A 13,143-nucleotide genomic window follows, 5' to 3' on the forward strand; every position below is an offset into this window, starting at 1 on the left:
GTTATGCGATTGCATCTCTTACTTTTACTATGTCTTTTCAGGTTGTTCACCTCTATAAATGCACAGACGGTGGTCGAGCGTGGAAAGGTGATAGATTCCATGGTGGTAACGAGCACCTCCGATGAAACCTTCGCGCTTTATCTCCCAAATTCCTTCGTGGATAATTCTCCACAGCCCATCGTCTTTATTTTTGAGCCAATGGCTCGTGGGGCGGTCGGCATTAAGCCCTTTATTGATGCATCGGAAAAGTATGGCCTGATCTTGGTCTGCTCCAACAATTCAAAAAATGGGCCTTACGACCAAAACTTTGCTTTTGCCAATACTCTTTTTAACCATGTTTTTTCCAATTTCAACATCAGACAAGATGAGATGTATGTCTCAGGATTTTCCGGGGGATCCCGTCTGGCGAGCGCCATCGCTTCCTTGACGAACAGATTTGTGGGTGTAATTGGTTGTGGCGCAGGATTTTCCGGTCTTCAGGAACATATGCCCGCAACCCAGGACTATGCCTATGTCGGGCTTTGCGGAAACCGTGACATGAACTACAATGAAATGTTGGAGAACAAGGCGTATTTGAATCTCATTAATTTCAACAGCACGTTGATTACCTATAATGACACGCATAACTGGCCGGCCCCTCAGCAAATCACGCGTGCTTTTGACTGGCTTCGGCTCCAAAGAATCAAGAAAACAAACCCCGCCGGAATCGATGAAATTTTAACTTTTTATCAGGATGATTACGCCCGTTTACATCATTTTTTGAAGGAAAAAGAGTTTCTTTTCGCCAGCGAGCAATACGAACGCATGATAAATGATTATAAGGACCATATCCAAATTGATAGCCTCGATGGGCAATATCGATTGTTCAAAAAATCCAAAGACTACAAGAAAACGGCGGCCGCTTTGGAAGATGCCCTGAAGACTGAGGAAAAATTGAACTCTGTTTTTAGGGACCGGTTCTCCCAAGAATTTGAGCAGTCCGACAGCTTCAATGCGACATGGTGGAAAAAAGAGCTGGAAAAGCTGAGCGTCTTGGGAGAAAAAGGGGATGCCGAAATCCAAAAAATGGTAGCTCGCGTCAACTATGACCTTTTTGCCAGGGCGTATGTCAGAAGAAGCATGCTCCAATCCATTTCCGATTCCTTGCAGATCATATCCCTAACCCAGCTGTTGAAACTAGTTAATCCAAAAGTTCAATAACTGTTTCAGGTCTTAATTGTTGCCATTGGTTAACTGAAATGTGCAAAACATCAATTCTGCGTTCTAAAATTGGCCGTTTTTGGTATCTTTCCATAGCATCCAACTAAAGCTTATGTTGAAAATCAGTCGGGAAGACATTCAAATCATTGGCGAACACAGCAATTGGCCGGAAAAGTCCATCTCCAAGGCGTTGAGAGAACATGTTTATAGCAGTAAGGCTTCTTGGCATCGCTTTATTTCCATTTTCCTGTTGGTCCTTGGTGTTTCCTTTTCCATTTTGGGCATTGTTTTCTTCTTTGCCTACAATTGGGACTCCTTGCACAAATTTGTTAAAATAGGAATTTTGGAAAGCTTGGTCGTTCTGGCCACAACGGCAGTCTTTTTTACATGGAAAAAACCGCTGGTACAAAAAATAGTGCTTACGGCTTCTGCCATGTTGGTAGGCGTGCTATACGCGGTTTTTGGACAAGTATATCAAACAGGGGCGAATGCGTACGATTTTTTCCTGGGTTGGACCTTATTTATAACAATCTGGGCCGTGGTATCCAATTTTCCCCCTTTGTGGGTCATTTATATTGGATTGATAAACATAACCGTAGTCCTCTATGCCGAACAAGTGGCCAACGATTGGTCGGAAATGTTTGTTTTTGCACTGCTTTTTAGTATCAATACCCTGTTTTTGGTTTTGTTCCTGTGGCTCCCAAAATTTCTGCCCCTTAAAACTTCCCCGGGCTGGTTCACCAATGTTTTGGCGCTTACGGCAATTTCATTCAGCACTATTGGAATAGTAAAAGGGATTGGTGTGGGCCATGATGATTTTTTGGCTGTATTGGCGGTAATGGCCTTGGTGGTTTATAGTCTAGGTATTTGGTACGGTCTGGCCATGAAAAAAAGCTTTTATCTCGCCATAATTCCTTTTAGCGTGATTATCATTCTAAGTTCCTTTCTTTTGCATGAATCCGATGGTGCCGGTATGCTGTTGGCCATAGGGGTTTTTATTGTGATCAGTGTTTCCCTGTTGATCCGCTTTCTCAACAAAATTCAAAAAATATGGACGAGCTAGAACAAAAAATGCGTCTTTTGGAGACAATACGATCTCAGGAGGCCGAGAGTTTCAAGGTAGATGAGCAGGGCATTCTGGCCGCGTACAAAAAAAGGAGTGCAAACACCTCCGGTTTGGCCATTAAGATACTGTCCATTTTTGGTGGCATCCTTAGCGCTTTGGCATTTCTTGGATTTTTATTGATTTTGGAAATCTACGATTCCAGCACAGCCATGTTGGTCGTTGGGTTGGGTTTCATCGCCGCCGCCATTTTGATAAGCAATCGGTTCGAAAGGCTTATTTTGGACACTTTTGGTGTATCCCTCTATGTGTTGGGTTTCATTTTGTTCGTAATCGCCTTGTTTTCATTGGATTTCCATGAAGATCACATCATTTTCATGGTCATGGTCATGGCCTTGTTGACCCTTTTTCTTGTTAAAAACTATGTACTATCCTTTATTTCGGTGCTCACCGTTGCGGTTTCCCTACTGTTGTTCATTATTTCCAAGGATGCTTACGAAGCCATTCACTTCTATATTATAATGTATGCCGTGGCCCTAACAATTTTTGTGTTGGAGGAAGCTGCGCTAATGGCTTTGGCTCCGAAACTAATATCACTGTACGACCCATTGCGAATCGGTTTGGTTTTTTCCTTGCTGATCGGGCTTATTGCGCTTGGCAAGGACGGACTTATCCCCGTATCCAAGAATACGGTATGGGTTTCCTCGATCGTATCCATTTTACTGATCCTCTATCTTATTAAGCGTGTACTGCTCGACCTTGAGGTAAAGCAAAAACCAAGACAATATTTAATCTTTTTACTGACCTTGGCAACACTTTTGCCCACGCTTTTTGCACCGGCCATCGCTGGATCGCTGCTTATTGTCTTGCTGAGTTTTAAGGTCAATTACCGCACAGGGTTTGTGATTGGGGTATTGGCCCTGATATACTGCATTGGCCAATATTACTATGATCTTAACATTTCCCTGCTAACAAAATCACTGCTCCTTTTCTCATCAGGTGTGGTGTTTCTTGTGTTTTATCTTTTTTTCAACAAAAAGCCCGGTCCAAATGAAAACGTATAGTGCATTGCTCATTGGCGCCAACTTGATTTTCTTTTTGGGGCTTTTCAATTACGAAGTGGCGCAAAAGGAACAACTCTTGTCCGAAGGCAAACTAGTGCTGCTGGAACTGGCTCCAGTAGATCCAAGATCTTTGATGCAGGGTGACTATATGGACCTTCGCTATGCCATTTCCGAAAATACTTTTGACGACAGCATTCCCAAAAGAGGGTACGTAGTTCTAAAACTGGATTCCCTGGGTGTTGGGCAAAAGGTGCGCTTACAGGAAAACACGCTGCCCAGGGCCGATGATGAGTTGGCCATTGGATACCGTCTAAAGGGTTGGGGGGAAATCAATATAGGTGCAGAGTCCTATTTTTTTCAAGAAGGCGAAGGTGAAAAATATGAGTCCGCCAAGTATGGGGGTGTCAAAGTGGATGTAGATGGAAACAGCATTCTGGTCGGATTGTTCGATGCCAATCAAAACAAGATAGAATAATCCTATTTTTGGGCATGCAACTATTAAAGGTCTGTGAACTTTTTGCCGGCGTGGGTGGCTTTCGGTTGGGCCTCGAAAGCACAGGGCACTATGAAGTGGTCTGGAGCAACCAATGGGAGCCTTCAACCAAGGCCCAACATGCCTCCAAGGTATATGGGGCCCGATTTGGAACCGAGAACCACTCCAACACCAATATTGAGGAGGTGCCAACTTCAGAAATCCCGGACCATGACATTTTGGTGGGTGGATTTCCCTGTCAGGATTATTCCGTGGCAACAACCTTAAAAAATTCCAAGGGACTCATCGGAAAAAAGGGCGTGCTATGGTGGTCCATTCACCGCATACTCGCTGAAAAAGAAAACAAGCCCAAATACCTTTTTCTGGAAAATGTGGACCGGTTGCTTAAGTCTCCCTCCGAACAAAGAGGCCGTGATTTTGCCATCATGCTCCGAAGTCTGTCCAATCTGGGCTATGCCGTGGAGTGGCGGGTGATCAATGCTGCGGAATATGGTATGCCCCAACGCCGCAGGCGAATTTTTTTTCTTGCTTATCACCGTTCCAGTGCCGTTTTCGAAGCATTGGAAAAATCCAGCCCTTCGGACTGGGTGCTTACCAATGGTATCATTTCCTCTGCTTTTCCATTGGAATCCGATGCAGAAAACACACGCAACTTTGAACTGGGGCGAGACCTGGTTTCACTGTCGAAAAATTTCAACGCCGGAAAAGGGCCTTCTCCCTTTTTAAATTCAGGCATCTGCGTCAACGGAAAGGTGTTTACGAGTAAGACCAAGCCATGCTTTGACGGTCATAAAGCAGTTTTAGGCGATGTCCTACAAAATGGGTCTGCGGACCCATCACTCTATATTGATGCCGACAGTTTGCCCAAATGGGAATATTTAAAGGGCTCAAAAAAAGAAACGCGCAAAACCAGGACCGGTTTTGAATATAGCTATAGCGAGGGAAGCATGGTGTTTCCCGATGCGCTGGATCAACCTTCCAGAACCATTATCACGGGAGAAGGCGGTAAATCTCCCTCCCGTTTTAAACACGTGGTCCAGACCTCCAAGGGACTGCGAAGACTTTCACCAATAGAATTGGAGCGGTTGAACATGTTTCCAGACAATCACACTAAATTGGACGGCATTTCAGATGCCAAACGCGCATTTTTCATGGGAAATGCATTGGTGGTGGGTGTTGTGGAAAAGATAGGTGCGGCCCTGTTCCAGAAAATCGAGGTCCTTGAAAAGCAACTTCAAAGCTGATTTGGCCAAAGAAAAAAAATTAGCCACCTTACTGGATTCCTATTACGAAAAGCACTTTGTTTTTTATGGTTTTGAGCGTGTCACAAATCTAAAACAGCAGCTGAAGGGCATAGATCTGGTCCTGACCCATAAAAAGTCGCAAAACACCTTTTTTGTGGATGAAAAAGCTCAATTGGATTATGTGAACGAAACCCTGCCCACTTTTGCCTTTGAGCTTTGCTATGATAAAAATGGTGTTGAAAAACCGGGCTGGCTATTCGATGTTTCCAAAAAGACCCATTTTTATGCCTTGATAACCAGTATTTTCTCCGATGAGGATGGGGTTTTCACCTCGTGCAACATCACCTTTGTTAACCGGCGCATGTTGGTTGCTCATTTAGCCGGCCTAGGTTTAACAGAAGAGTTTTTTTGGCACCTTACCCAGAAGCAGGGTGTGGCCCACGGGAAAATTGTGTTGGAACAACTCAATCCAAAAAAAGAAGGGTATCTGTTCTTTTCAACCAAAAACAAGGCCGAAAAACCAGTGAATCTTATCTTGAAATTGGATTATTTGATTGCCGTTGGCGTGGCAAAAAGATTAATTTAACTTGTCTGGAGCATCCTTACGTGCGGAATACCATCCTCCAAATACTCCTCCCCAATCGCCTTAAAGCCCAATTCCGTATAAAACTTGGTCAAATAGGTTTGGGCGGAAATTTCTATGGTAGGATGTGTGTACCTTTCCTTGGCAGCGGATAAAGAGGCTTGCATGATTAGTTTCCCATAACCGAATTTTCGTTGGTCCGGGGCCACAACCACCCTGCCAATGCTGGTGTTTTCAAAATAATCTCCCGGAGCAAACATCCGTGTGTAAGCAACAAGTTGTCCATCATCCTTGCCCATTACATGGATTGCCTTATGGTCCTTGTTGTCCAAATCCTGGTATACACAATCCTGTTCCACCACAAAAACGGCGGATCGCAATCGCATTATTTGATATAATTCGCTTGTGGAAAGCTCATCGAATGTCTTGACCTGTACCTGCATCAGTCCTGAACTATTACACTTTTGGAATCGCATTTGTCAAATTCCGGTTGGATATTGACATGGTTGATACCGTGTTTATGGTAAACATGTTCTTCTATTTCTTCCAAGATCTTATCGAACTCCGATAGCTTAATGTCTTCCTTGAAATCAATGTGGGCTTCCATATGGACTTCCTCTTCATTGAGCTGCCATATATGCACATGGTGCACATTTTTGATGGGCTCTAAGGTGCAGATGGACTCCACAATTTCCTGAACAACTATTGACCTGGGGGTGAACAGCATCAAGACTTTTGTGGATTCCTTCAGCAGATCATAACCCATATAAATAAGGTAAACACCTATCAACATTGTTAACACCGCATCCACCCAATACACCTGATATAACTTCATTAACAATCCCCCTACCAACACCGCCACTGATGCCATCATATCCGTCAATAAATGCAGATAGGCCGATTTCATGTTCATGTTTTCCTTGGAGTCCTTTTTTAGCAGCAATACACTGAAACCGTTGGCCACAATGCCCAAAATGGAGAGCCATATTACAAGGTTTGATTCTATTTCTTGGGGTTCCAAGAGTCGCTCTACTGCTTCTTTCATCAATACTACGGCCACCACGATCAAGGTGGCGGCATTGACAAAGGCTGCCATGATCTCGGCCCGTTTATATCCGAAGGTCTTTAAACTGGATGCTCTTTTTTTGCCCAATCGTGCTGCCACATAGCTGATGATCAAGGAAAGAACATCACTGAAGTTGTGCAAGGCGTCCGACAACAGTGCCAAACTCCCTGAAATGATTCCGCCCACAACCTGGGAAACGGTTATGGCGATGTTTAGAAAAATGGATATAAGAAGGTTCCTTCCCTTTAAGTCGTTATGGGAATGTGAGTGATCATGGTGATGGTGGTGGCCCATAGATTAGCGACAGGATATTTTCTCTATTCTTCGTTCATGACGACCGCCATCAAAATTGGTGTTCAAAAACGTTTCCACCATCTCCAATGCCTGTGGCAAGGAGATGAACCTTGCCGGAAGGCTTAGAATGTTGGCGTCGTTGTGCTCTCGGGCCAATGCGGTAATTTCCTTGTTCCAACAGAGCGCACCACGAACTTTTTGGTGCTTGTTTATGGTCATTGTGGCCCCATTTCCACTACCGCAGAGCACTATGCCCATATCCGCATTGCCCTCTTCCACATCTTTGGCCACGGGATGGGTAAAATCAGGATAATCCACACTGTCCGTCCCGTCCGTCCCATAATTTATTACCTCTATGCCCTTGGATTTTAAAAGTCCGACAATGGCCAGTTTATAGTCTGTTCCTGCATGATCGTTTCCTATGGCAATTTTCATATCCCTTATATTAAAAACCTATATTACAAAGGTACAATTCTTTTTAAGCAGGGTTGTTGATATGATTATTTAAAATATATCCACTGGGTTAAAAAACAGTTGATTACATTTTTCAGTTGCTTGTTGATCATTTGATGAAAACTTACAAAAAATGAATTTTGATTTCTGGGAATATTTTTGGAATAGACTATTTTTTTATTTGGTCAAACAGAATTGATCTAAAAACAATCAACCAGTTAAGAACACGTTTTGTGAGTAATCAACACTAAAAGCTGTATTTACTTTTCAATAGAATGTTGTTGAAACCATTTATTAAAAACCGTTCATAAAACACCTAATCTTTTGATTTTGAAATCAAACATGGGCTGAGAAATTGTGGATAAACTCTTTTACCTGTTCAAGACAACTATTTGGATGGAAATTTATACCACAAATCAACAAGCTATCATCACCACCATTTTATATTAAATTTTAAAAAAGGAAATATTTAGTATTTAATTAATGTTGATAAATACGTATTTGGACGTGTTGCTCTTTATTTCCTGTGTATGCCGGTTTATAATTTGTATTTTTCGCAAAACAAAAATGTAAATGTCAAAGCAAAGAAAGCGGGTAAGGAGTCAGAGGAAGAATGAGATTACAAAGGGCATTTTCAAAGTATTGGAAAAAGATCCGAACCAAAGCTTTAATTACAAACAGCTTGCCACCAAACTTGGGATAACGGATACCCAGGACAGGAATTTGCTGATTAAGCGCCTTGGCCAACTGAAGGCCACGGACAGGATATCGGAACCGGAAAGAGGAAAGTATAAAAAGAAAGCTACCTCCCACACTTTTTTTACAGGAAGGGTAGACTTGACCAGTAGTGGTAACGCCTATATTTTGATAGATGGGGTGGATGATGATGTTTTTGTGCCGAACAATAGATTGAACAGAGCGTTGCATGGCGATACCGTGGAAGTATTCATAAAACCAAAAAGGAACGGAAGAAAGGCTGAGGGAGAGATTTCCAAAGTTTTGGAACGTAAAAAGGACACCTATGTGGGTATAGTGGACAAACAAAAGACCTTTGCCTTTGTTCGACCAACGGATTCTCGGATGTATACCGATATTTTTGTTCCCCTTGACAGATTGAAAAAGGCCAAGGATGGTGAAAAAGTTTTGGTGCGTTTGGGTGACTGGCCGGAGGATGCCGATTCACCTTACGGAGAGGTAATTGACGTTTTGGGAAAACCTGGGGAGCACCATACCGAGATACATTCCATACTGGCTGAATATGGACTGCCCTATGAGTTTCCCTATGAAGTGGAACAGTATGCAAATTCCTTGGATACCTCTATTTCTAAATCTGAGATTGCCAAACGAAGGGATATGCGCGAAGTACTCACCTTTACCATAGACCCTAAGGATGCGAAGGATTTTGACGACGCACTCTCTTTCAGCATCTTGGATAATGGGAATTATGAAATAGGTATCCATATTGCCGATGTGTCCCATTATGTAAAAACGGACACTATTCTTGAGGAAGAAGCCTATAATAGGGCCACTTCTGTATATTTGGTGGACAGGGTCGTGCCCATGTTGCCCGAAGTACTGTCCAATATGGCATGCTCGCTCAGGCCCCACGAGGAAAAATACACTTTCTCTGCCATCTTTGAGATGGATAAAAACGCCCAGATACGGAATCAATGGTTTGGAAGGACTGTAATCAACTCCAATGAGCGTTTTGCATATGATGAAGCACAACACATTATTGAAACCGGCGATACAACAATTCCTGGGGAAATATCTATCAGAGGGGAGGCTTATTCTGTGCCCAACGAGGTAAAGGAAGCGGTCCTGACCATGGATAGATTGGCAAAAAAGATGCGGAAAGCGAGAATGGATGCCGGAGCCATTTCCTTTGATAAAATTGAAGTGCGTTTCAATTTAACGGTGAACAATGAGCCTGAAAGTGTGTATTTTAAGGAAGCCAAGGACGCAAATAAGCTCATTGAGGAATTTATGCTCTTGGCAAACCGTAAAGTGGCCGAGTACATTGGAAAAAAGAAAAAAACGTTTGTCTATCGCATCCATGATGAACCCGATGAGGAAAAGTTGATTGCCCTGAATGGTGTTATATCAAGATTCGGACACAGCATCAACCTGAGGGATAGAAAAAGCATCAACAGCTCTTTGAACCAACTTTTGGAAGATGTAAAAGGCAAAAAAGAACAGAATTTAGTGGATACCCTGGCCATACGAAGTATGAGCAAGGCCATTTACACTACCGAGAACATAGGTCACTATGGTCTGGGATTTGAATACTATACCCATTTTACATCGCCCATTAGAAGATATCCCGATGTAATGGTACACAGGTTGCTTCAGCATTATTTGGATGGCGGCAAGCCACCTAAGGCCGTATTGTATGAAGAAAAGTGCAAACATTCCACAGATATGGAGATACTTGCCTCCAATGCGGAAAGGGACTCCATTAAGTACATGCAGATCAAGTTCATGGAAGACCATAAGGACCAGGAATTTTTGGGAGTCATTTCGGGGGTTACGGAATGGGGCATTTATGTAGAGATCATTGAGAACAAATGCGAGGGCATGGTTCGGATTAGGGACATAAAGGACGATTATTATGTGTTTGATGAGCGTCAATATGCCATTGTGGGCGAACGGTTCAAACGCGTTTATCAACTTGGTGACGAAGTTTACGTCATGGTAAAGGATACAGACCTCATAAAAAGACATTTGGATTTTTCCTTAATTGGGAAAAAGGAGTAATCGATACTATATTGTAATATAATTTGTTATCGTATCGACAACCAAATTTTGCCGTATGAAATCTATTACATTATTGTTTACAGTGCTGTCGATACAGTTGTTGGCGGCCCAAGAGACGGAAATCATCAAAAATCTGGAAAAGTTTACGGAAATAAAGGTTTTTGATGGCATATCGCTGCAGTTGATAAAGTCCAATGAGAACAAGGCCGTTATTTCGGGTGCAAATACCGATAAGGTTGCCGTGGTGAACAATGAAGGCGTTCTTAAAATAAGAATGGAATTGGACAAAATGTTCAGTGGTTATAGAACCTATATTGATGTGTATCACAAGGAAGACCTGAAGGTGATAGACGTAAATGAAGATGCCAGAATCTCCTCGGACCAAACCTATGTTCTGGATGTTTTGGACCTAAGGGCCCAGGAGGGCGGGGAGATAGAGTTGAATTGTCAAGTGGATCAACTTTTGATCAAAGCGGTTTCCGGAGGAGAAATTACAGTTTCCGGATTTGCAAACACCCAGGATATTATCATAAATACCGGGGGTACATATAATGGAAAAACGTTCAAGACCAAGTATACCACCATTGATGTGAGTGCTGGGGGCAATGCGGAAATTTATGCCACTGACTACGTAAAGGCCAATGTAAAGGCGGGTGGAGGGGTGTTGGTCCATGGAAATCCGGCCAAAATGGACGAAAAGAAAGTTTTTGGAGGAAAAATAAAAAGGATGGACTAGTATGATGGAGGATATCCAAACGGCGATTCCACTGGGATTCCTATTAAGTTTTATGATAGGCCCGGTGTTCTTTGTGCTGTTGGAAACCAGTGCCACCAAAGGTTTTAGGGCTGGAGTCTGTTTGGATGTTGGGGTCATCATGGCCGATATTATTTTCTTGCTGATAGCTTATTTTACCAGCTTTCAACTATTGGAGAACCTGAGCAATCAACCCGGACTATTCGTGTTTGGGGGGATGATACTTCTTGTATATGGTATTGTAATCTTTACAAAAAAGGAATCAAAAAAGGCCAGTTTAAAGGTCACCAAGGGAACTTATTTCACATTGATCGTAAAAGGTTTTTTGCTGAACTTCATTAATATTGGCGTGCTCGCCTTTTGGTTGGGGCTCATAGTCATCGTGGGCCCAAGTCTGGACAATGATTCACAAAGAATCTTTATTTTTTTTAGCACGGTCCTCGGCGTTTATTTTTTCACTGACCTTATAAAGATTGTATTGGCTAAACAGTTAAAAAAATACCTTACAAAAGAGAGGATAATCTTGATTAAAAAGGTACTTGGCATTGTACTGATAATTTGCGGTATCTTTTTGATTGTCAAGGGTTTTTTACCAAAAGACAAGTTTGATATCCAAGAGGGCATCGAGCGGATAAGCGGCACAAAAAAACCCAACGAAAAGTTGGGTTTTCCAGAGGCATCGAGCGGATTCGAACCGCTGTACAAGCTTTTGCAGAGCTGTGCCTAGCCACTCGGCCACGATGCCATTTTTACGCTGCAAATGTACTACTTTTTTTAGCTTGCCAAAACCCCTAATGTTACCTTTGGGCATTCAGTACAACGGCTACGCTCTCTACATCACCACCAATGGGGGGGTTTATTTTGGATACAATTACTTCCACGTGGGTAACCTGGGATATTTCGGACAAAATTCGGTCTATAATACGTTGTGCCACATGTTCCAATAAATTGGACCTAGTGGCCATCTCATCTTTTACAATATTGTTCAGGTGGACGTAATCAACAGTTTCGTTGAGTTTGTCGGATTTTGAAGGCTTGGTCAAATCGGCATCTACTTCCAGGTCTACCCGATAGTCACTGCCAATAAGCATCTCTTCTTTAAGGCACCCGTGGTTGGAATGCACCCTTATGTTGTTCAGCCTGATCTTGCCCACTATGGTTTGGTTTTGCCGCACAAAAATAGGGCAAAAACCATCAAATCAGTACATACACCTACAATTGCTAATACCCTGGAAGAGATCCATACCTATGGTCACCACATGCGTACCTATGTTGTAACCGGATATTTCATTGGTCAAGATTTGATAGGAATATCCAAAATATAGGTTGTTTTTCTTGAGTCCCGCCATTGGGGAAAGATAAAGAGGGGTCAAAGGTTGACTTGGGTCATTGAGAAAACGGTACGTGGCACCCACATAATAATAATCCTCAAAATCATGAAAACGGAACTTGGCATTCAAATCGGTTACGGACCTGCTGTCGCTTTCAAACCATTGGAAAAAAATGGAAGGCTCGATCTCCAACTTGCTGTTCTTGTTTTTCATAATGCTGTAGCCCGTGTAAACGTAATAGTTTCTAAGGGTATTTGGTTCAAAAACCGGATTAAAACTTTCAAGGTTTTTAGGCAGGATGTTGGCTGCATTTACGGTCACAAAGAAACGGTCCTTTCTATATAAAAAACCGATATCAAAATTATGGTTGGTGGTTGCCCTATCGTCCGTGGGAAGCTGACCGTTTTGCTCTGTAAAGTTTTCCGTGTCGATACGAAATTGATTGAAATTATATGAAATACCAAAGGATAAAAACTGATCATCATACCGATCCAAGGTTAAATGGTGTGCAAACGACACCCTGGCCCCTCGCTGTTTGGTGAACCCATTGCTGTCGTTGTACAAGAACATGCCCAAGCCTGAGCGGTTTCCAATACGGGCGTCGGCACCCAATGTTTGTGTGTCCGGGGCATCCTCAATACCCACCCATTGGGTAAGGCCGTTCAATCGAACTTTTATGTGGTCTCCTATTCCCGCATAGGTTGGCGATATCAAGAACGGATTATCAGCATTGTACTGGGAATGCTGGGGCAAGGTCAACTCCTGACCACGGGCCAAAAAGGCCAGGAGCATTAAGATCACGGTTGAATATACTTTTTTGAACATTGGGCTCAGTAGGTTA

Annotated in this window: 13 protein-coding genes, 1 tRNA gene and 1 pseudogene; 9 read left to right on the forward strand and 6 right to left on the reverse strand. The window is 42.8% G+C overall.

The features are described 5' to 3' along the window. The first annotated feature begins 3 nt into the window (after positions 1–3). The 6 genes from K7G75_RS02815 to K7G75_RS02840 all read left to right on the forward strand — a co-directional run bounded on the left by K7G75_RS02815 (position 4) and on the right by K7G75_RS02840 (position 5,650). Positions 4–1,200 carry a hypothetical protein gene (locus K7G75_RS02815; protein WP_222982576.1) on the forward strand — a complete coding sequence of 399 codons (1,197 nt, stop codon included), beginning with the start codon at positions 4–6 and terminating at the stop codon, positions 1,198–1,200. 112 nt (positions 1,201–1,312) lie between these two features. Further along, positions 1,313–2,263 carry a DUF2157 domain-containing protein gene (locus K7G75_RS02820; RefSeq protein ID WP_222982577.1) on the forward strand — a complete coding sequence of 317 codons (951 nt, stop codon included), beginning with the start codon at positions 1,313–1,315 and terminating at the stop codon, positions 2,261–2,263. Further along, the gene (locus tag K7G75_RS02825) at positions 2,251–3,327 is read left to right on the forward strand and encodes a DUF4401 domain-containing protein (protein WP_222982578.1); all 1,077 of its coding nucleotides are present in this window, start codon (positions 2,251–2,253) and stop codon (positions 3,325–3,327) included. Before K7G75_RS02820 ends, K7G75_RS02825 begins: the two co-directional genes overlap by 13 nt. Continuing rightward, positions 3,314–3,802: a GDYXXLXY domain-containing protein gene (locus K7G75_RS02830; protein WP_222982580.1), complete on the forward strand. Its 489-nt coding sequence runs from the start codon at positions 3,314–3,316 to the stop codon at positions 3,800–3,802. Before K7G75_RS02825 ends, K7G75_RS02830 begins: the two co-directional genes overlap by 14 nt. A gap of 14 nt (positions 3,803–3,816) precedes the next feature. After that, positions 3,817–5,064, forward strand: coding sequence for a DNA (cytosine-5-)-methyltransferase (gene dcm, locus K7G75_RS02835; RefSeq protein WP_222982581.1), 1,248 nt, complete (start codon positions 3,817–3,819; stop codon positions 5,062–5,064). Continuing rightward, positions 5,042–5,650 carry a hypothetical protein gene (locus K7G75_RS02840; protein WP_222982582.1) on the forward strand — a complete coding sequence of 203 codons (609 nt, stop codon included), beginning with the start codon at positions 5,042–5,044 and terminating at the stop codon, positions 5,648–5,650. Before dcm ends, K7G75_RS02840 begins: the two co-directional genes overlap by 23 nt. Here the strand turns inward: K7G75_RS02840 and K7G75_RS02845 are convergent. From K7G75_RS02845 to K7G75_RS02855, 3 genes are read right to left on the reverse strand one after another with little or no spacing between them, the layout of a single operon-like run. Next, positions 5,647–6,123 carry a GNAT family N-acetyltransferase gene (locus K7G75_RS02845; protein ID WP_262420227.1) on the reverse strand — a complete coding sequence of 159 codons (477 nt, stop codon included), beginning with the start codon at positions 6,121–6,123 and terminating at the stop codon, positions 5,647–5,649. The two genes, K7G75_RS02840 and K7G75_RS02845, sit on opposite strands and share 4 nt — an antisense overlap. Beyond that, entirely contained in the window at positions 6,090–7,007 is a 918-nt protein-coding gene (locus tag K7G75_RS02850; RefSeq protein ID WP_222982583.1) for a cation diffusion facilitator family transporter, read from the reverse strand. Before K7G75_RS02850 ends, K7G75_RS02845 begins: the two co-directional genes overlap by 34 nt. 3 nt (positions 7,008–7,010) lie before the next feature. Further along, positions 7,011–7,442 (reverse strand): RpiB/LacA/LacB family sugar-phosphate isomerase, encoded by a 432-nt coding sequence (locus tag K7G75_RS02855; protein WP_222982584.1) that lies wholly within the window; start codon positions 7,440–7,442, stop codon positions 7,011–7,013. Positions 7,443–8,033: 591 nt separating this feature from the next. On the opposite strand from K7G75_RS02855, the gene rnr reads away from it, so the two are divergent. From rnr to K7G75_RS02870, 3 genes and pseudogenes are all read left to right on the forward strand, one after another. Next, on the forward strand, positions 8,034–10,217 hold the full coding sequence (gene rnr, locus K7G75_RS02860; RefSeq protein WP_222982585.1) for a ribonuclease R: 2,184 nt from the start codon (positions 8,034–8,036) through the stop codon (positions 10,215–10,217). Between the two features lie 55 nt (positions 10,218–10,272). After that, on the forward strand, positions 10,273–10,953 hold the full coding sequence (locus K7G75_RS02865; protein ID WP_222982586.1) for a head GIN domain-containing protein: 681 nt from the start codon (positions 10,273–10,275) through the stop codon (positions 10,951–10,953). A gap of 1 nt (position 10,954) precedes the next feature. Next, a pseudogene (locus K7G75_RS02870) lies at positions 10,955–11,605 on the forward strand (LysE family translocator); the annotation flags it as partial. A gap of 40 nt (positions 11,606–11,645) precedes the next feature. On the opposite strand, the gene K7G75_RS02875 reads toward K7G75_RS02870, so the two are convergent. The 3 genes from K7G75_RS02875 to K7G75_RS02885 all read right to left on the reverse strand — a co-directional run bounded on the left by K7G75_RS02875 (position 11,646) and on the right by K7G75_RS02885 (position 13,127). Beyond that, positions 11,646–11,716: transfer RNA gene (locus K7G75_RS02875), tRNA-Cys, on the reverse strand. 52 nt (positions 11,717–11,768) lie between these two features. Next, positions 11,769–12,125, reverse strand: a complete 357-nt coding sequence (folB, locus tag K7G75_RS02880; protein ID WP_222982588.1) for a dihydroneopterin aldolase — start codon at positions 12,123–12,125, stop codon at positions 11,769–11,771. A gap of 45 nt (positions 12,126–12,170) precedes the next feature. Next, on the reverse strand, positions 12,171–13,127 hold the full coding sequence (locus K7G75_RS02885) for a PorP/SprF family type IX secretion system membrane protein (protein ID WP_222982590.1): 957 nt from the start codon (positions 13,125–13,127) through the stop codon (positions 12,171–12,173). Between the last annotated feature and the right edge of the window lie 16 nt (positions 13,128–13,143).

Origin of the sequence: Flagellimonas meishanensis, assembly GCF_019880545.1 — a bacterium.
Classification (GTDB): domain Bacteria; phylum Bacteroidota; class Bacteroidia; order Flavobacteriales; family Flavobacteriaceae; genus Flagellimonas; species Flagellimonas meishanensis.

Coding starts and splice junctions, on each gene's coding strand:
- K7G75_RS02815 (WP_222982576.1), top strand. CDS start 4: ATGCGATTGCATCTCTTACTTTTACTATGTCTTTTCAGGTTGTTCACC.
- K7G75_RS02820 (WP_222982577.1), top strand. CDS start 1,313: ATGTTGAAAATCAGTCGGGAAGACATTCAAATCATTGGCGAACACAGC.
- K7G75_RS02825 (WP_222982578.1), top strand. CDS start 2,251: ATGGACGAGCTAGAACAAAAAATGCGTCTTTTGGAGACAATACGATCT.
- K7G75_RS02830 (WP_222982580.1), top strand. CDS start 3,314: ATGAAAACGTATAGTGCATTGCTCATTGGCGCCAACTTGATTTTCTTT.
- dcm (WP_222982581.1), top strand. CDS start 3,817: ATGCAACTATTAAAGGTCTGTGAACTTTTTGCCGGCGTGGGTGGCTTT.
- K7G75_RS02845 (WP_262420227.1), bottom strand. CDS start 6,123: ATGCGATTCCAAAAGTGTAATAGTTCAGGACTGATGCAGGTACAGGTC.
- K7G75_RS02850 (WP_222982583.1), bottom strand. CDS start 7,007: ATGGGCCACCACCATCACCATGATCACTCACATTCCCATAACGACTTA.
- K7G75_RS02855 (WP_222982584.1), bottom strand. CDS start 7,442: ATGAAAATTGCCATAGGAAACGATCATGCAGGAACAGACTATAAACTG.
- rnr (WP_222982585.1), top strand. CDS start 8,034: ATGTCAAAGCAAAGAAAGCGGGTAAGGAGTCAGAGGAAGAATGAGATT.
- K7G75_RS02865 (WP_222982586.1), top strand. CDS start 10,273: ATGAAATCTATTACATTATTGTTTACAGTGCTGTCGATACAGTTGTTG.
- K7G75_RS02885 (WP_222982590.1), bottom strand. CDS start 13,127: ATGTTCAAAAAAGTATATTCAACCGTGATCTTAATGCTCCTGGCCTTT.